The sequence below is a fragment of the Paenibacillus silviterrae genome (assembly GCF_030167925.1).
GTDB classification, from domain to species: domain Bacteria; phylum Bacillota; class Bacilli; order Paenibacillales; family NBRC-103111; genus Paenibacillus_G; species Paenibacillus_G silviterrae.
On the sequence record NZ_JASKUT010000001.1, the window covers coordinates 1,579,315 to 1,597,981 of the forward strand.

General features: G+C 52.3%; 12 protein-coding genes. 2 read left to right on the forward strand and 10 right to left on the reverse strand.

What is annotated here, in order from left to right:
• The 8 genes from QMO62_RS06795 to QMO62_RS06830 form a co-directional block, all read right to left on the reverse strand.
• A complete protein-coding gene (locus QMO62_RS06795) occupies positions 1-1,557 on the reverse strand; it encodes an extracellular solute-binding protein (protein WP_284639657.1) in 1,557 nt (518 codons plus the stop codon).
• Between the two features lie 208 nt (positions 1,558-1,765).
• Complete coding sequence (locus QMO62_RS06800) at positions 1,766-3,106, reverse strand: ABC transporter substrate-binding protein (protein WP_284639659.1); 1,341 nt, start codon at positions 3,104-3,106, stop codon at positions 1,766-1,768.
• Between the two features lie 106 nt (positions 3,107-3,212).
• Complete coding sequence (locus QMO62_RS06805; RefSeq protein WP_284639660.1) at positions 3,213-9,731, reverse strand: S-layer homology domain-containing protein; 6,519 nt, start codon at positions 9,729-9,731, stop codon at positions 3,213-3,215.
• Positions 9,732-10,004: 273 nt separating this feature from the next.
• Positions 10,005-10,139: a DUF4023 family protein gene (locus QMO62_RS06810; RefSeq protein WP_284639662.1), complete on the reverse strand. Its 135-nt coding sequence runs from the start codon at positions 10,137-10,139 to the stop codon at positions 10,005-10,007.
• A 71-nt stretch (positions 10,140-10,210) separates the two neighbouring features.
• Positions 10,211-10,513, reverse strand: coding sequence for a hypothetical protein (locus QMO62_RS06815; RefSeq protein WP_284639664.1), 303 nt, complete (start codon positions 10,511-10,513; stop codon positions 10,211-10,213).
• 65 nt (positions 10,514-10,578) lie between these two features.
• Complete coding sequence (locus QMO62_RS06820) at positions 10,579-11,790, reverse strand: MFS transporter (RefSeq protein ID WP_284639666.1); 1,212 nt, start codon at positions 11,788-11,790, stop codon at positions 10,579-10,581.
• Positions 11,791-11,918: 128 nt separating this feature from the next.
• Entirely contained in the window at positions 11,919-13,085 is a 1,167-nt protein-coding gene (locus QMO62_RS06825; protein WP_284639668.1) for an iron-containing alcohol dehydrogenase, read from the reverse strand.
• 168 nt (positions 13,086-13,253) lie between these two features.
• Positions 13,254-14,951 carry a glycoside hydrolase family 13 protein gene (locus QMO62_RS06830; RefSeq protein ID WP_284639669.1) on the reverse strand — a complete coding sequence of 566 codons (1,698 nt, stop codon included), beginning with the start codon at positions 14,949-14,951 and terminating at the stop codon, positions 13,254-13,256.
• A gap of 215 nt (positions 14,952-15,166) precedes the next feature.
• Between QMO62_RS06830 and uraA the strand changes: the two genes are divergently transcribed.
• Entirely contained in the window at positions 15,167-16,438 is a 1,272-nt protein-coding gene (gene uraA / locus QMO62_RS06835) for a uracil permease (protein WP_284639671.1), read from the forward strand.
• Positions 16,439-16,496: 58 nt separating this feature from the next.
• Here the strand turns inward: uraA and QMO62_RS06840 are convergent, their stop codons facing one another.
• Both QMO62_RS06840 and QMO62_RS06845 read right to left on the reverse strand, forming a co-directional pair.
• The gene (locus tag QMO62_RS06840; RefSeq protein ID WP_284639673.1) at positions 16,497-16,892 is read right to left on the reverse strand and encodes a hypothetical protein; all 396 of its coding nucleotides are present in this window, start codon (positions 16,890-16,892) and stop codon (positions 16,497-16,499) included.
• A gap of 158 nt (positions 16,893-17,050) precedes the next feature.
• Positions 17,051-17,866, reverse strand: a complete 816-nt coding sequence (locus tag QMO62_RS06845) for an SDR family oxidoreductase (protein WP_284639675.1) — start codon at positions 17,864-17,866, stop codon at positions 17,051-17,053.
• 174 nt (positions 17,867-18,040) lie between these two features.
• On the opposite strand from QMO62_RS06845, the gene udk reads away from it, so the two are divergent.
• The gene (gene udk, locus QMO62_RS06850; RefSeq protein WP_284639677.1) at positions 18,041-18,655 is read left to right on the forward strand and encodes a uridine kinase; all 615 of its coding nucleotides are present in this window, start codon (positions 18,041-18,043) and stop codon (positions 18,653-18,655) included.
• The last annotated feature ends 12 nt before the right edge of the window (positions 18,656-18,667 follow it).

Here is an 18,667-nt window from a genome sequence, read left to right on the forward strand (position 1 = left end):
CTAACGTAAAGGGATGATGACGCCTTCCCCCCTGCGGAACCTTTCATTAGCTTCCTCCAAGATGGCTTGCCCGCCGTTTTTCTTCCATTCTTCTATGACCCGAGGCCAGCTGTCGACCGGCTGATCCCCATATATGATTTTGACGATCGGCTTCAGAATATCCTTGGAAATCGCAGCTCGTGAGCCCACTCTGGCGTCAAGGTATTTCATATTGGCGTTTAACTCCGGCAAAAATTCGACGGTATCCCGTCCTTCCTTGCTAAGCACATGCTCCGTTGCTTCGATCAGCTTCTTGCCGGTGCCGCTTCGTTCCACTAAACCTTTCACATACGTAAAATCCCGTACCATCCAGAGCCATTCCGTTCGAAACCGCTCTTCGTTCAGCTGCTCCTCCGATTGGGGGGAATGATAATGAAGCACTCCATCCTTCATCGTATAATCCTCCCCTTCCACCCCGAATGTGAAGAAGGTTTGGGCTTCCTCCGTAGCCATCCAGTCGAAAAAACGTATGATTCTCGCTGGATCTTCTGCATTTTTATTCACGTAGTATCCCCGAATAACAGGGTTGACGAGAGAGTTCCCGCCCTTCCCGTCGGGTCCGGTCGGAGACGGTACGATCGCAAGCTCCGCGTCAGGGATCTTTAACCGGATCCGGTCCGTGAAGGAGAGCAGCGTGTTGGCATTGGCTTGAAAAATGGCGGAATTCCCCGAAATGATGTTATTGGCGTAGTCGTTGCCGGACAATAGCGCAAAATCAGGATGGATAAGCCCCTCCTCATACATCGTCCGATACATTTGAAGCGCTTTCGTCATATTCTCCACGTCGAAGAAATTAGGCACGACCTGATCGTTTTCTATTTTCCAATAGCCGGGAAACACATTATACGCATGAAAAAAAATATCGGAGTATTCGAAATTGACCCTCCCTCCGAACGGATAGGGAACGCCCATTTTCTTCATTGCTCGCATGACCTCCAAATACTCCTCTACCGTTCTCGGCTGAGGAAGACCGGTCTGCTTCAGCAAATCCATTCTCATAAAGGTGGCACGCCGCCCTGTATTGGACATCCAAGCCGGAAGAGCGTAGATCTTCCCTTCATGCCTAACCATATCCCATGCTTCCTCGGGAACCAGCTTGAGCAGGTTCGGTGCATGCTCCTTCAGCAAGTCGTCTAAGGGGAGGAACACACCGGCTTCCACGGCGCCGATCATTTCCCGCTGATACGGCTGGCCGCCTTGGATCACGTCGGGGAGGTCGTTTAGAGCGAACATCTGTGCCAATTTGGCATTGTATTGATTTTGCGGGTAAACCTTAAAATTCAATGTGACATTGGTCAATTCGTTCAGCTTGCGTACAAGCCTCGTTTCATTAATATTGTTAGCGGTTTCAACATAAGGCAGAAGAGCTGACCTTACTGCAATGCGAATCTCATAGGGCTTTGGCTTCAACGGGTCCGTCTGCTCGCGCGGATTAACGGATTCCGAATTCCCTTCGTATATACCGCTGCATGCCGGTACAAGTCCCACGAGAGCGGTAAGCATCACAAACGTCGACATAGCCTTTTGCATCAAGCGTCTTCCCCTCCAATCAGGCTCAAGAGACGTATCTTAGAAGCGGGTTACCCTTCATTATATCGAAACGGCATTCGGGGCAAGCAGGGACTGCCTTTAGGTAAGCTATGTTTTTTTCTAGGATTTACGAAAAAAATGCTCAGGACCGTGATAAACACAATCCCGAGCATTGATATCGTCTGAGCCGAACTTACTATTTATTAGCCGCTTCTATAGCTTTGTCCAGTCTCTCCGAAGCTTCGCGAAGCGCATTATTGACGTCCTTGCCGTTGATCCACTCGGTGAGTGCCGTCAAGAGCTCCTTGTCTGCAGCCGCTTGATGCACGGTTTTCACCGTCGGAGCGGCGAATTTCTCGGGAAGCAGCGATTTGACGTTTTTACCTTTCAAATAGGGCACCTCGCTGGCAAAAAGCGCATCCAGCTTGCTCTTATCCTTCAGAATGGACGGAGAGCCGCGCTTTACGAAAAATTCCTGGAACTCATTTGAAGTAACATAATCCAGTACTTGGAAGGCGGCGTCCTTATTTTTGCTGCCTGCGGATATATAGAAGTAGTTCGGATACGACTGGGGACCGACACCCATCAAGTCCTTATAATATGGAAGCTGAATCACATCCCAGTTGACCTGATCCTTAAAGGTGCTGGAGGTCGTACTAAGCGCAGCATACATGGCCAGGGACTTATCCTTATAGAATAAATCCTGCTGCTCCGCCATTGTATACTTCTGCGGATTCGGCAGCCCGTTGCCGGGGATCGTATAAAACCTTGACAGATTCGCAAACGCCTTCGTAAAGGGCTCCGAAGTGAACAACGATTTGTTCGTCTTCGGGTCAACGTGCGAAGCGGAAAGCTGATTCAGAAGCATCAGATGCTGGAAGGACATCAGAAATCCCTTGTACTGCTTGCCTTCCTCCTGGCGTGTCATGCGCCGGGCCAGATCGTACAGCTCATCCCAGGTCATCCCCTCCTTCGGATAAGAGACGCCGAACCGATCGAACAAGTCCTTGTTATAGAACAGCGCCGCCGAAGTCGTATTCGCCGGAAGACCGTAGATCCCGCCGTTTGCCAATTGACGCTGGATTTCCACAGTCGAAGGCTCCAGCCTGTCGAGCTTGTAGTCGTATTTTTTGATCAACTCGCTAATGTCGTATTGCATGTCGAAAGCAAGCAGGAAGGTGGAGGTCAACCCGATCGAGCTGATCAGAATATCGATCGTCTGGCCTGAGGTGATCGCCGCCTGCAGGTCCTTGTTGCCCGATGTTTGCGGTATAAATTTCAGCTTGTAATTCGGAAACTTCTTTTGAATCAGGTTCCCGTAATTTTCCATGAACGTTTCTTCCGTCCAGCCGTTGATTCCGGTGTAAAAGACGAGCTCCGTCGGCGTTTCACTGACCTTCTTGGCGAGAGCCGCTCCCCCTTCCTCTCCGCCCTTCGCGGTGGAGTCGGGGGGAACAGCCCCCCCTCCGCTTTGACACGCAGCTAGCCAGGTTGTAAGTAAAGATACGACAATGATTTTTGACAGCTTACCCCTCATCAAGCATAACCCTCCTATAGAACCATGTCTTGGTAACATGCTCACTATATCATGATGAAAGCGCCCTCATTGTGCGTATCTTAAGGTATGCTTTGGTTAACTTCCGCTACTGAAGGAAAAGCACACCCAGCATACGGCTCAGCATCACCGCGCCTTGAGCACGGGTTGCCGTGCCGTCCGGTTCGAAGACTCCCGGCGCTGCACCTTGAAGTATGCCCTGCGCGACCAGTTCACCGATCGCCTCCCTTGCCCAGTCCTGCATTAGGCTTGCATCATCGTAAGCTTCGTTCGTGGCTTTTGCCGCCTTAGTCTCGAACCCGGCTGTCTTCATCGCCCTATAGCCGATGACGGCCATTTCTTGCCTCGTGATGATTTCATTCGGCCGGAAGGATTGGTCCTCATAGCCGTGTATCAGCCCCGCCTTCACCGCAGCATTGACCGTCCGGGCATACCAGTCCTGTGGTTTTACATCGCGGAATTCAATGGATGCCCTGTCGGCTTCAGGCAGCCCCAGTGCGCGAATCATCATGGCGGCGAACTCTGCCCGGGTTACCGCGCGATCCGGCAAATACAGCGCTTCGCTCGTGCCCCGAATGATGCGCCGATTGGCCATACGTTCAATAGGCTCTTTAGCCCAGTGCAATTGAATATCCTGGAAGCTGACTTGACTCTCCATCGCCATGTAAGTGCTGTTCGTCCGGCTGAAGATCGTAACGGTTGCACCTTGCAGGGTAAAGGGAACCGGATCGTATTGCAGCTGTCCATTGCTATCTGCTTTGACCCGAACGACGGCTAGCTGATTCGGGTTCACCTCTCGTTCCAGCTTCATCGTTCTTGGCACATATTGGGTAAACTCGCTGATAGCCGACGAGCGGTTGTCTGCCGTCATGGCGGTTACCGTGTAATCAAGCGCACCGAGAACCTTCTGTCCCTCTTGAACCGCCTGCGTTACTGCTTCCGGGTTTTTCATAATCTTGATGATCAGCTGGAGGTCATCCGGGGCCGCGGCCACTTGTGAGGCCCATTCGGACAGCATCTTCTGCTGCACGGGAAGCTCATAGGTGCCGAGCTTTGTCTCTACCGAAAGCACCATCCTCCTCTCGGCAGCGGACAGCTTCCGAAGTGCCGCCCCGCTCAGCGATACGGACGCTTCATCCGGCATCGCCGCGGTTTCGAGGGTTAGCTTAAGCCTGCCTTGGGATACTTCTTTCAGCAGCCGTTCTGCTCCCTTTTCATCAATGTCCAGCGTTACTGTTCTTTTCCCGTCCGACGCCGTTTCCTTCACGGCCCATTTCTCTTGGCCAACCGGGCCGGCAATTGGGGGTGCAGCAGCAGCTAATCCTGTAACGGTCCCGCTATCCTGAGCCTGATCCTGATCTTGATCTTGATTCGTATCCGTATCCGTGCCTGCGCCTGAGCCAGGATCCGTGCTAGGATCCGTGTTAGGGGCGGGCGCGCGGTGGATGTTCACTGTGTAGGTCTTGGTAGCACCGCTCTCAGCAAATACTCGAATCGTGATGTTCGTTTCGCCTATGCTCAAATTCGTCAAACGGTAGATGCCGGTCGGCACCTCCGATCCGTTGATCTGGAGCTTCGCATGAGGATCCGAAACGGCAGCGCTGAGTTCCAGGCTACTCACGGTATGCTCCACTTTCACGACATAATCGGTAACATCGGCCGCAAACGCAGGGGTCAGCGTACCACCGCTTACGGTAAGCCAGCCCAGATCGGCATTCGCGGATGCCTCTTCAACTCTAACCATGACGCCATCCGCCGCCTGGTAATTCGCGACCAGGTTATTCAGCAGATTGCCTCTCAGCACAATGTTCGTTCCGGCTTTCAAATAAATGCCGTTCGTATTGCCCTGAATCGTATTGCGAACGATCTGTACGTTAACCGGATCGCCTTCGCCGATATTTCCCGCATTCGTATCCCCGTTGTCATGCTCAAGAACAATGCCCCAGTACTCCTTCGCCGTATTATTGCGAATATCATTCTCCCGGATGACGGTTCCCGGACCGTTCCTGACCACGATACCGGCGGCGCCGTCAACATTCGTCGTATTCTCGATCACGTTGCGTTCAATAAGCGTGTCAGGCGTACCGAGAATGACGATAATGCCTTCCCGGCTGTTGCGTATGATATTATCGTGAATATAATTGCCATGGCCTGTTTTACTGTGATTGCTCGGCGCCGTGCCTCCGGTATTGCCGAGGCCGATGCCTCCGCCGGTAGTGACATCCGTAATGACATTGCCATAAATGTCGTTCAAATATTCCAGCTCTCCATGAAGGTCGATTGCATCCAGACGGGTTTGATCAAAGCGGTTGTTACGCACCACGTTATTGTGAGCAACAAATTGAATGAGAACACCGTGCCTCAAATAAGGTCCCTCGAAGGAGGAATTCTCCACCACATTCCAGAGGGTATCGTTAGGATAGCCGAGCCGGTCGATCTTCGCCATGCCTTGAATCGATACCCCGTAGCCGGCACCGCCTCCTCCCACATCCGTTGCATTGCGGAACGTACTGCTGCGCACAACAACATCGCGGCTGTTATCAATGCGGACGCCCATCCGGCTGTATTTTTCCACGGTGACATGATCAATCGTTATGTTGTAGGACGGATCATCACCGAAGCTCGCAATCGTGATTTGACTATCAGGTCCTCCGACCGAAGGATTGTTCGTCCGGTGATCGGTCGAATAGACGCCATCCCATGTTGAAGTCAACGTAAGATGCGAGATGACCAAATCATGCTGACGGGCCGATTTGATCGCGGTGCTGTTCTTTACATTATTGAGCGAGGTTTTCAATATCGTACCGGCTTCACTTTCTCCCCGCAGGTTGACCCCGGTCTTGATAACCAGATTCGTGCCGCTTTCCGTCGTACTGAACAGATTGTAGGTTCCGTTCGGCAGAAACACTTCGTCCCCTTCCTGCGCCGCTTGGATGGCGGCTTGGATAGCCGGACGATCATCGGATTGGTTATCCCCGGGATCCGCACCGAAATCAAGCACATTCAACGTGCGTCCCGTTGTCGTATGAGGAGGATGAACCGGTCGATCGGTCCCGTCAGCCAGCTTCATCCCCGGCCGAGTGAACGGAGTCGTATCTCCGGGCGGACCGGGCTCGATCGTGGGGACGATCGCCACAGGCGTATCCCCATCTGCGAACGGCGGATACAGCTGCACCTCTGTTAAGCTGACGAATTGAGATCCATCTGAATTGCCGTATCCGGTTACGCGGACATATCTTGCTTCTGTGTTCAGCCGGAAGGCTTGAAGCTGAACGCTTTTTCCGCTGCTGAAGCCGCGGTAACGCGGAGTCCACGTCAACCCGTCCTTTGACGTTTCGATCGCCAGCTCCGTCGAGCGGAGATCCCCCTTATAGAAGGAAATACCTGCATAGCCAATCGGAACTACGGAGCCCAGGTCAAGCTCGATCCACTGTCCCGCTCCTGCTGCCGACCATCGGGTATATAAATTGTGATCGATGGCGTTCGCTTCGATATTTCCGTCGCTTCCGCTTGCCGTTACATTCGACACGGAAAGCGGCTGGATCGGCTGCAACAGGGTGGCCTTAGTAAGCGACAGCGCCGCACTCCGGTTGCCCGCAACATCCACAGCCTCCGCCGCGAAAGTATAAGTCGTTCCCGGCGAGAGGCCTTCCACCTTGTAGCTCGTTCCTTGGACGGTCGTCATCAGCTCCCCGTTACGATAAATACGGTAATGTGAAACATTGCTGTTATCCGTCGCCGCAGGCCAGCTTAAGTCCACAAATTCCGTGCCTACATTTGCAGCCGATAGGCCTCCACGAGCCGGCCACGCAGGGGCTTCAACATCATTCGAATAATCGAGGATTTGCTGAACGACCATCTTAGGCTTCGGATTGCTGCTGCTGGTGGATTCCTTCGTATATATATTTACGGATACGCCGGTGCTCGCTGCATCTCCCAGCAGGAAGGCGACCTCGCCCTGTCCCAAGCGGCTCCTTACATACGTCGTGACATCCACCTCGTACAGCTTCGTAGTGCTCGAATTCACCGTAAACTTGCCAAGCAGTGCACTCGGATTCAAGCTCTTGACGGGAGCGTTGTTCCAGGTCAGGGTGCTTTCCGACCAAGTCGTATCCTCCAACCCGTATAACGACAGCTCCACATCGGTGCCCGAGCTTCCCTTTTTGGCGGAAACGTACACCTTATAGTGATAGCTTGGATCCGACGCAGCTGACACATCATATTTGAAATACACATACTTCTTATTCGTGGATCCGGCCGAAATACTGAACAATCCAACGCTGGAGCCTGTTTTTTCGTTAAAGTTCGTTCCCGCATTCGCAGAGGAGCTATCGATCGCCGCGTCACCGGTAGGAGTCAGAGTGGCGATCTCCGTAACGACTACCTTGGTAGGATCCGGCGGCGGTGCTGTAACGGTAACCGGCGCTTCTGCGTACACCTGCTCCGACACACTGGCGCGAATGATCGCCGTGCCCGCAGACACTCCGGTCACTTGTGCAACGGCGGCACCTGTTGAAGTAACCGTTGCAATTTGAGAGCTGCTTGTTGTCCAGGACAAAGCCGGGCTATCCACGCCTGCTCCACTCACAGTAGCCGTCAGCGTGCCGGTCCCTCCCTTTTCTAGGCTCAGGGTCGTCGGACTCAGACTCACCGTTATGGGGGCTTCCGGATTAGGGTTCGTTGCTCCTGGCTTATAGATGATAGGCTCTGTAACCGTTCGATTTTTCACATGCTGATCTAAAAAAGCCCATGCCTCCGCATCGGCAATATCTTTTGCCTCGCCGACAAAACCGTGTCCTTGACCGTCCACGAGCTTGAAATCGACGACTGGCACCCCGGCTGCCGTCAACTGGGAGGCCAATACCTCGCTGTTCTGATACGGAACCGTGAGGTCCGCCTTGCCGTGCCGTATCCAGATCGGAGGATCATCCGGGGAGGCGTAGGTTCCCGGCATCGCCAGCCGTGCCTCGTTCGGCACTGTGAACGCCTTTTTCCCGCCTAACAGCGCCGTTACCGAGCTATAATTATTGGCGAATTCCGTAGTAAAATCAGCCGGCCCGAACCAATCTACTACCGCCTGAACGCGAGTAGAATAATCAGGATAGCCTCCCGTTCCTTCCATGTCGGGCACCTGAACCGTATTCCCGTTATCCAGCATAATATGCTCGGTCGACAACAAATCGGATGTCGTTCCCAGAAGCGCAGCCAAGTGCCCTCCCGCCGAGGAGCCGATCACGCCGATTCGGCTCGGATCGATATGATACTGCGCCGAATTCGCCCGCAAATAGCGAATCGCCAGCTTCACGTCCTGAATTTGTGCGGGATACGGCGCTTCCGGCGTCAGCCGATAATCAAGCGACACCCCAATGTAGCCTCGCTTGAGGACGTAGCTGCTGATGCTTGACAGAGCTTGCTTGCGGTCGCCATGATTCCAGCCGCCCCCGTGGATATATACCGCAACCGGCATAGGAGCATCCGGCGTGGTCTCAGGAACCGCGATAGAAGTATACAGCTTCCGGTTGCCGGCCATTCCGATCTCAACATCCTCATACATTCTCACCCCAGCCGGAGGAACAAACGGAGGCGTTTCGACCGGTTCCGGCATCGGAACCGGCGTAGGAGCCGGGGTAGTGCCCGGAATCCGCTGTCCCGAAATGACTACATTGTCCATATACATATTAGCCGACATCGCCTCTCCCACTCGAAAACGGATTTTCACATTGGCATTATTGTTGGCAGCAGCGCCGAGCGTCCATTCCTTACGGGTATTCGGCTGCGATGCGGTTCCTGCAGGCAGCTTCAGCTCCTCAAACGTCGTCCATGCAGCTCCGCCGTCGGAGGACCATTCCACCACCAAGCTTCCTGCAGTATAGGAGGAAACTCTTGTATAATAGCTCAGCTTAATGTTGCCGTAGCCGGTCAGATTTAGAGGCAGCGCCAGCGAATCCTTGCTGTCGATCTTGACCATATTCGGAACCGATGGAGCGGTCGAAGAAGCGGAGGTTTTGGCCGCGCTGCCGCTAGCGCCCTCTTGAAGCCAAGGAAGTGGGACATTCACTCCGCCGGTCGATCCGAAATTATCCGGATCATCGAATAGCTCGCTGTAAATTTCCATCTCCGGTCCTTCCGGGCTCTGATGGGGATCCGTCGGTACAGTAGCCTTAGCCTCGCCTGTGACGACAACCTCGTCCAGGTATAAGGCCATAGCGCCGGTATTTTGAGACACGAAACGGATACGTAGATCCGCCAGATCGTTAGCCGATGAAGGCAACGAATATTCCTTCATCGTGAAGGACCCGCGGGCAGAAGTAAGAACCTCGAGCGTTTCCCACTCTGTTCCTCCATAAACGGAGTATTGAACGGAGAAAGGTCCTGCATAACCTGTACCCGTTTTGTAGTAATAGCTAAAGGAAATGTTCTCGTAGCCCTTTGTATTGATCGACGTGCTTAAGGCATCTGAATTGTCGAACTTAGCGCTTTGCAATCCGTTGTATTTCGTGGTTGATGACGTTACTTTGCTGTCCCCTCCTTCCTGTGTCCAAAGATCGAAGCTTTCAAAGCCATCGCTAAACAACGTTGTGCTCGCTCCCCGTACCGTCGGCGTCATGGGGACAATCCCCGAGACTGACAGTAAAAAGCATAAAAAAATAAGTAAAACCCTTTTTTGAATTGCTGATCCTGCACTCAACCTTGATCTCTCCTTCCACAGCCCCTAACAAGTATGTAAACGCTTCCCAAAAACTATAACATTCAGAAGTCTGCATCGTGAGGAATCTCTTTGTAACGTATTGTGTTTTCTTCAGACGGCAACAAAAAAACCTGACTCCGCGGCACGCTTGTGTGCCGGAATCAGGCCGATGTGTCAATGATATGGGCAAGCTTAGTGCTGTTTGTTCGGCAGCTTCGCCTCAGGATGATTTTTTTGTCCTTGCGAACGCTTATTTTTCTCCTGCTTTGCTTGTGTTTCATGCACCTTTTGCACGAAGCCGGCGGTGTCCATTGTGTTATCCGTCATGGATCTGCCCTCCTTCCTTTGCGGTTCAGTAACCGTGAGATCAGAAGTAGTTTGCCCATGAATTGCTTTTATTAACAGGAACGGGATGTAGTTACAGGAAGCAGCCCCACGCACCCGCGGTATAACGCGAACAAGCCGAGATACGCGGCGGAAAGCAGAAACAACGGGTTATAAAAGATTTTATGAACCTCCGTCATCATGACCGTATCCTTACTAAGAATCTGCAGCAATACATCCGCTGTCAGAACTCCGGCGATCCACCCGCTTACTAATGCGGTGACATGGTAACAGATACGCATCCGTTTCCAGATTCGGGCGGTCCATACCATCATTAACGGGATAAGCAGCGCAGCTGCACCGATGATCCAAATCATGCACATTCCTCCTCCCCTCAGCCTTCCCATTGGGGAGGAGAGTCAAACCTAACAGGAATCAGATTTCATCGTAACGGATGCGGCTTCTTTTGCTGCCTAGCCGGTACCGGGCTGTTTCTTCTCCAATATGCCGTCAAGACTGCAGCCGCTATACCGATACCCCCGGCAAAATAAAAGCCTCCGGCCAGTCCCGTCCATTCGTTCAATGCCCCGGCAATAAACGGTCCTGCGAACATCCCCACTGCATAAACCGCTTGATAGAAGCCCATGGCAGTCGCTCGCTTCGATTCGGAAATGTTCGCGATGGAAAGCCCCAGGAGCAGCGGGAAGTGCAGCCCTTGGAAGAAGCCGTTGAACGCTTGCGTAAGGAGCAGCCAACCGAAATCATCCACGAGCACCGTCGACGCAGAGAGGGCGGCACTTACGACAAAGCCCGACACAATGAGGTTCCATTCCCCTACCCGCGGCGCCCAATATCTTCCTGAGCAGAAGGAGCTAAGCGCATGGGGAATCATGAAGGCCAACACGAGCAGCGTCAAATCCTTTTCCGTTGCGCCTAACACTAGAGCATACGACGGTGTAAAGCCGAACATGGTGATGAACAAGACGCTGTGAGCCAGGATGGACAATGTGGACACCTTCCACAGCATCGTATCTCTCATGACAGGCGCGAGATCCTTCAGCTGCATAGGGGCCCGGTCGGCCGGCTGATGCGTTTCTCGAAGCAGTAAAGCAAGCAGCGTTCCCGCCAGTCCTAAGATTGTGCCTGTCCAGAAGGTGGCATTCCAGCCCTTCCATTCGACGAGGAAACCGCTGATGCTCATACCGGCCAGCTGTCCGGCTACAATTAGTAAGCTGATTGCCCCCATGGCGCTGGACATCTGGTCCCTGCGGTACATCCCCGCATACATCACGGTGAACGCCGACCAGGTAGACGCCCCGATCCCCGATACGATTCTCCCGGCCAGAGGCCAGCCGATTTGTTCGCCCCAGGCGAAGCAAACGCAGCTTAGCGTAATGCTGATCATGCCAAGTAAAATATACGGCTTGCGGCGCTTCAAGCGGTCCGAGGCAATACCGAGCGGAAGCCGAAGCAAAATTTGAATGAAACCGTAGCTTCCCAAGACAATGCCGATCATGCTGTAAGAAGTCCCTATCGATTCCAAGTATGGCGTTAGAACGGGAACATATACGTACAATGCGGCCCAGTAAAGCAGCGTTACAATAACAAAAATGAAATGATTTCGACGATCCGGAGCAGGCTGCTGCTCATTCATGCGGTTGTCTCCTCTCGTTGGCGACAAAGCAAACGCTTCAATTTAGCTTACATAACTATTGTTATGTAAACTTAAGAATGAAAAAGCGCTGCCTCCTCAGAGCTGAAGAGACAGACGCCTTCTGTGGCTTATAAACTCATCTCCAAAATCGCTTTGACATCATGCTCCTGCAGAGGCTTAAACGAGCCGACCGGACCGAAACGCACTGTTTCCTTGGCCATTCGATCCAGCTGCGAAGCGTCAATATTCAGATCCGTCAGACGGGCGGGCGCTCCGATGTGTGTGAAATAGTCCCGCGTTGCCTGAATGCCGGCTAGCGCCACCTCATCGTCCGTTTTGCCCGATGGGTCTACATCCCAAACCCGAACGGCGTATTGAACGAAACGATCAAGGCGTTCCTTGTACACGTACTTCATCCAATTCGGGAACAAGATGGAAAGTCCCGCCGCGTGAGCAATGTCGTAGATGGCGCTTACCTCATGCTCAATCATATGGGTGGCCCAATCGTTCTGCATCCCGACGCTGATCATGCCACCGTTCAAGGCGTACGTTCCGCAGAGCATAATATTAGCGCGCGCTGCATAATTTTCCGGCTCGTTCAGGGCAACTTCCCCATTATCGATGACCGTTCGCAGAATCGATTCACAAAGTCTCTCCTGCAGTGGCGTATCCGTTGTTTGGCTGAAATACTGTTCAAATACGTGCGACATCATGTCCACGATTCCGTTGACCGTTTGATCCTTAGGCACTGTGTAGGTAAGCGTGGGATCAAGGATGGAAAATTTAGGGTAGGCATGAATGCTGCCGAACGACTTCTTAAGATTCTCTTCCCAGTTCGTAATGACGGCGTTGCCATTCATTTCAGAGCCTGTAGCCGATAAGGTAAGTACGGTCCCGAGCGGCAGCGCGGATTGGATCTGCGCCTTGCGGATCAAGAAATCCCACACATCGCCTTCATAGGGTACACCGACGGCAATCGCCTTCGAAGCGTCGATAACGCTGCCGCCGCCAACGGCCAGAATGAACTCCACGCCGTGCTCGCGGCAAAGCTGAATCCCCTTCCGAACCGTAGAAACCCGCGGGTTCGGTTCCACACCGGGAAGCTCGACATACTCGGCTCCCGCCTTGTGCAGCTGCTCCGTCACCCGGTCGTAGAGCCCCGTCCGTTTGATGCTTCCCCCGCCGTATACCAGCAGTACTTTTTTGCCGTAGGCCGCCGCTTGAGCTCCTAATTGATCGAGCATCCCCTCGCCGAATAACAGCTGCGTCGGGTTATAGAAACGAAATGAATTCATTGTGCTTTAGCCTCCTGTCCGAAAGTTAGCATTACCTAAACACCCAATTTATAGTATAACCTCTTCGCGCCCGGTTTCAATGACTGAAAAAAGGTTGAGAAGCTTACCTTGGCGTAAGTACCCTGGTCCAAAAAGAAAAAGGCCCTAAGGCCTTTTCAAAAGGTAAGCTCACCGGAGCTTGTATACTCTGGCTTCGTAAGGCTGCATTGCTATGGAAGCCGCCAGCGGTTGCGCATTGCTGTCCGCGTCAGCGTAATTCCCGAGCAGCAGCTGTGCCGAATATTTGGTAAGCGACTCCGGAAAGCGAACGGTAGTAACATGCTCTGAGAAGCTGCAGACGACAAGCAGCACTTCCTGTTCCTGTCTCCGGACGTACGCATAGATGCGTTCATCCTCGGGCAGCAGCAGCTCATACGTACCATACACCGATACCGGCTGCTCCTGACGAAGCTTAATCAATTGCTTATAATATGCTAGCACGGAATCGGGCCGGTTCAGCTGCCGCTCTACGTTAATTTCCGCATAGTTAGGGTTAACAGCCATCCACGGCGTTCCGGACGTAAACCCGGCATTCGCTTGATCGTTCCATTGCATTGGGGTACGGCTGTTATCCCGTCCTTGACGGTAGACGGCCTCAAGCACCTCTTGCTCCGTTCGTCCGGCGGCCGTTAGTTCCCGGTACAAATTTTTAATCTCAACATCCCGATACTCATCGATACTCACGAATTGTACGTTGGTCATGCCGATCTCTTGTCCCTGATAAATATAAGGTGTTCCTTTCATCAGCATATAACAAGTAGCCAGCATTTTGGCGGAGGCCTCTCGGAACGCTTCGCTGTCATTGCCGAAACGGGAAACCGAGCGCGGCACATCATGATTTTCCAGGAACAAAGCATTCCATCCTCGGTTCTCCAGTCCTTCCTGCCATTCACTCAGAATCCGCTTCAGATCGGTAAGCTTCCAATTCGGGTTGTCATCCCACTTGCCTCCCGGCCCATGATCGACCGACATATGCTCAAACTGGAAGATCATATTGAATACACCGTTATTCTCGCCGACGAACTCCTCCGCCTGATCGATCTCTACTCCGTTCGCTTCTCCGACGGTCATAATGTCATATTTGGCAAAGGTGCGATCCCGAAGCTCGCGCAGCCAATCCAGAATCCCCTCTCTGTTGCGATGCCCTTCCCAAGAAGGAACGTATTTCTTGTTATCCGGGTTCGGAAGGTCCGGCAGACCGGCAATTTTCTTGATATGGGTAATCGCGTCGACACGGAACCCGTCAATTCCTTTATCCAGCCACCAGTTGATCATATCGTACAGCTCTCGCCGTACCTTTTCGTTTTCCCAATTCAGGTCCGGCTGGCGTGTAGAGAACAGATGCATGTAAAATTCGCCCGTAGTCTTGTCCCATTGCCAGGCCGATCCGCCAAAGATGGATTCCCAGTTATTCGGCTGACTTCCTTCGCTCCTGCCTTCGCGCCAAATGTAATAATCGCGCTTTGGATTGTCCAAGGAGGAACGGGATTCGATAAACCACGGATGCTCATCCGAGGTATGGTTGATGACGAGATCCATAATGATTTTCAGGCCTCGCTGATGCGCTTCCTTCAGCAGCTCATCGAACTCCGCCATGGTGCCGAATTCATCCATAATATCGCGATAGTCACTAATATCGTAGCCGTTATCGTCGTTAGGGGACTTATAAATCGGACAAATCCAGATGACATCGATGCCCAGCTCCTTCAAATAATCAAGCTTGGAGCGAATGCCTGCCAAATCGCCGATCCCGTCTCCGTTTGCGTCCATGAAGCTGCGCGGGTAAATTTGATAAACCACGCTTTCTTTCCACCATATGCGGTTCATAAGGCCGTAGGTCTCCTTTGGTATGGTAAGGGTTGTTTGCGTTATCGTACCCGAAATAAAGGCAAGCTAACACCTACGGCATTGACCAAAATGGTGTCGGATGTTGTTATTTTCATGAGCAAACATGATTTTAATTGATGCAAAACATGTCGAAATTAGTTATGATGGGTAAGGCAATTTTAACCATGGTACTCAAATTAAAGGAGCGTGTATGAATGAAGCAACGGGAAATTCAAGTTTACGAAAGGCCGCCGCTACTACAGAGCCTGCCGCTCAGCTTTCAGCATTTGTTTGCGATGTTCGGCTCCACTGTGCTGGTCCCTTTCCTGTTCAAGGTGGATCCGGCAACCATTCTGCTGATGAACGGGATCGGCACTTTGTTTTACTTGCTGCTGTGTAAAGGAAAAATTCCTGCCTACCTGGGCTCCAGCTTTGCGTTTCTCTCCCCGGTATTCGCCGTTTTCGCTTCGAATCAGCCCTATGAAGCGGCGCTTGGAGGCTTCATCGTAGCCGGCATCATCTTTATCCTGGTGGCCCTCATTATCCAGGCGACGGGGACCGGATGGCTGGATATCGTATTTCCTCCGGCAGCGATGGGCGCGATTGTAGCCGTTATCGGTCTGGAGCTGGTGCCGGTAGCGGCCGAAATGGCAGGATATATTAAACCGGCCGGTGCCGCGGCGGACTGGAAGGTGAACCCGCAGGCGGTCATCATCTCATCGGTAACGCTGCTTATTACGATGCTCGGTAACGTCTTGTTTCGCGGCTTTCTGAAGATCATTCCGATCCTGATCGGCATTCTCTGCGGGTATTTGCTCGCCTACCTGCTGGGACAAGTAAACTTCGGAAGCATTACCGAAGCGCCGATGTTCTCGACTCCTACCTTCTACACGCCGCAGTTCAGTCTATCGGCCATTACGATCATCGCGCCCGCTGCCCTTGTCGTCATCGCCGAGCACATCGGACACTTGATCGTCACCGGCAACATCGTCGGCAAAGATTTATCCAAGGATCCGGGGCTGCATCGGTCCCTGCTTGGAAACGGGATTTCCACCGTCGTTTCCGGCTTCGCCGGCTCAACGCCGAATACGACTTACGGGGAAAATATCGGTGTCATGGCCATCAGCAAGGTATACTCCGTTTGGGTTATCGGAGGGGCGGCCGTCATTGCGATCGTGCTGTCATTCTTCGGCAAGCTGGCTGCTGTGATCTCCACTATACCGACGCCGGTGATGGGCGGCGTTTCCTTGCTGTTATTCGGTGTCATTGCCGCATCCGGCATTCGCATGCTTGTGGAAACGAAGGTGGATTACTCCAAAGCAACGAATTTGATTCTCACCACTGTTGTGCTTGTTATCGGGCTCAGCGGAGCCACAGTGACCATCGGCAGTTTCTCGTTGAAAGGCATGGCACTCGCAACAGTGCTCGCCATCCTTCTCAGTCTCTTCTTGAAAGCCATGGAGAAGCTCGGTTTACTGAACGAATAAAATTACAAAAAAGACATGCTCCCCGGCAAGGAATTCCTTACGGGATGCATGTCTTTTTCTATGATATCGCGTCTAACCCGCCATATCGGGAGATAGCAAGCAAAAGATCCTGAAGTATCGGCAGTACGAATTGAACCGAACCAAGTGTAAAAATACCGCTGCGGTTATGAACCACAGCTTCCCTTACAAATACACGGTAATGCTGCATACCGGTATGAAAATTCACCATCTCGTCTCCGGATGCCCGGCGGTTATGGAACGTGACCGGTCTGGAACCGATCGGCTGCTCAAACGGTGTAATGCTGATAATATCCTCGAGCCGGATATGATAATTGACATGAGGCTTTTGAAATACAAGCTCCTTCGTAGAAACGGTAAGCCCGAAATCATGCTTTTTGTGCGAATGCTTCAGATCCCCAACCAGCGTTTTAATCGAAATGAAATTGTCGTTCACGTTCTCTCCTCCTCCCATAGTGACCCACAAAGCGGCTTTCCTTGGAACGGCCAAAACGTGCTAACAGTGTACCATACATCCGTTTAGTTGTGCCATACCTTGGCCACGAAAAAAGAGACCGGTGCTTGTCAGGAACCGGCCTCTTCCACTTTGTTGATTTACAATAATGACTCTGCCCCATCCACATAAATTTCGGTACCCGAAATATGGCTCGACGCTTCAGAGGCTAAATAAGCGACAAGATCGGCTACCTGCTCCGGCTTCCCAGGTCCATGCTCAAGCGGCTGGCTGCCCTCAGGAAATTGGATCGGAATTTTGATCTTATCAAGCTCCGGCGTCGGGTGGGTGCTTTCCCCAATGTTCGTTTCGATGGCTCCCGGGCAGATGACATTCACGCGGATATGATACCTAGCAAGCTCAAGGGCAGCCATCTTCGCAAAAGCGACCTGTCCCGCCTTCGACGAGCTGTATGCCGCCATCCCGAAGCTTGTAAATTTCCGGCTACCGTTGATAGAGCTTGTAATGATGATGCTGCCTCCCTGCTGCTTCATGTGGGGAATCGCATATTTAACCGTATGGAACGTGCCTGTCAGATTCGTGGTAAGCGTCTTGTCCCAATCCTCCGGCTTCATGTCCTCAATAGGAGCGACAACACCGTTAATGCCCGCATTGGCGAATACGATATCAATGCGTCCCCATTGCTTCACTGCCGCTTCGATGGCTTGCTGCACGCGATTCGCATCCGCAATATCGACATCCTCGGCCAACACTTGCCCTCCGAACGACTCGATCTCCCGCTGCACCTTTTCGCTCCGCTCATCCTTCAGATCGGCTAAGACTACCTTAACGCCCTGCTTCGCCAAAGCAATCGCAGCGCCCCGTCCAATACCGGATGCCGCACCGGTCACAAAGGCGATTTTGTCCTGCAGATCCGGTAATACGATGCGCTGCTTCTCCATAGTCACCGTTGTCATGTTCCTGCCTGCCTTTCAAGCATTATTTTGTATCACCAAAGAAAGATGGCTTTATTTTTCCTCCTCCGGTACAAAATATGTGATGAACCCCGACTCGCTCGTTTTCCGAGTGGGATTATGCTACAATACCGAAATTAGGTCTTATTTTTCGACACAGGAGGCTTTATTGCATTTATGTTGATTATCGGAATTGCCGGAGGTACCGGCTCGGGCAAAACAACGGTGGCGCGTTCAGTGATCGACCGGATGGGGGCGGATAAGGTTACGTTCATCTCCCAGGATAACTATTACAAGGATCATTCCCATCTAAGCTTCGAGCAAAGGGAGACGATCAACTACGATCACCCGCTAGCCTTCGACAACGAGCTTCTCTTCATCCATCTGAAGCGGCTGAAGCAGAGCGATACGGTCCATGCACCGGTATATGACTTCTCCAAGCACGCTCGTTCCGCTAACGAATCCGTGGAGCTGCTGCCCAATAAAATTATAATAATCGAAGGATTGCATGTGCTGTCGGACGAAAATTTGCGCAGCATTTTGGATATCAAGGTGTTTGTCGACACCGATCCCGACGTTCGTATTTTGCGCAGGGTGCTCCGTGATATCAATGAACGCGGCCGGTCGATCCAATCGATTTACGACCAATACTTGTCTACGGTCAAGCCGATGCATGAAGCATTCATTGAGCCTTCGAAAAAATATGCCGACCTGATCATCCCGGAAGGCGGGCATAACGAAGTCGGCATCCAGCTGCTTACTATCTTGACGGAAAAATATTTAATGGCATAAATGATTAACGAC

Coding starts and splice junctions, on each gene's coding strand:
- QMO62_RS06795 (WP_284639657.1), bottom strand. CDS start 1,557: ATGTCGACGTTTGTGATGCTTACCGCTCTCGTGGGACTTGTACCGGCA.
- QMO62_RS06800 (WP_284639659.1), bottom strand. CDS start 3,106: ATGAGGGGTAAGCTGTCAAAAATCATTGTCGTATCTTTACTTACAACC.
- QMO62_RS06805 (WP_284639660.1), bottom strand. CDS start 9,731: ATGACGCCGACGGTACGGGGAGCGAGCACAACGTTGTTTAGCGATGGC.
- QMO62_RS06810 (WP_284639662.1), bottom strand. CDS start 10,139: ATGACGGATAACACAATGGACACCGCCGGCTTCGTGCAAAAGGTGCAT.
- QMO62_RS06815 (WP_284639664.1), bottom strand. CDS start 10,513: ATGATTTGGATCATCGGTGCAGCTGCGCTGCTTATCCCGTTAATGATG.
- QMO62_RS06820 (WP_284639666.1), bottom strand. CDS start 11,790: ATGAATGAGCAGCAGCCTGCTCCGGATCGTCGAAATCATTTCATTTTT.
- QMO62_RS06825 (WP_284639668.1), bottom strand. CDS start 13,085: ATGAATTCATTTCGTTTCTATAACCCGACGCAGCTGTTATTCGGCGAG.
- QMO62_RS06830 (WP_284639669.1), bottom strand. CDS start 14,951: ATGAACCGCATATGGTGGAAAGAAAGCGTGGTTTATCAAATTTACCCG.
- uraA (WP_284639671.1), top strand. CDS start 15,167: ATGAAGCAACGGGAAATTCAAGTTTACGAAAGGCCGCCGCTACTACAG.
- QMO62_RS06845 (WP_284639675.1), bottom strand. CDS start 17,866: ATGACAACGGTGACTATGGAGAAGCAGCGCATCGTATTACCGGATCTG.
- udk (WP_284639677.1), top strand. CDS start 18,041: ATGTTGATTATCGGAATTGCCGGAGGTACCGGCTCGGGCAAAACAACG.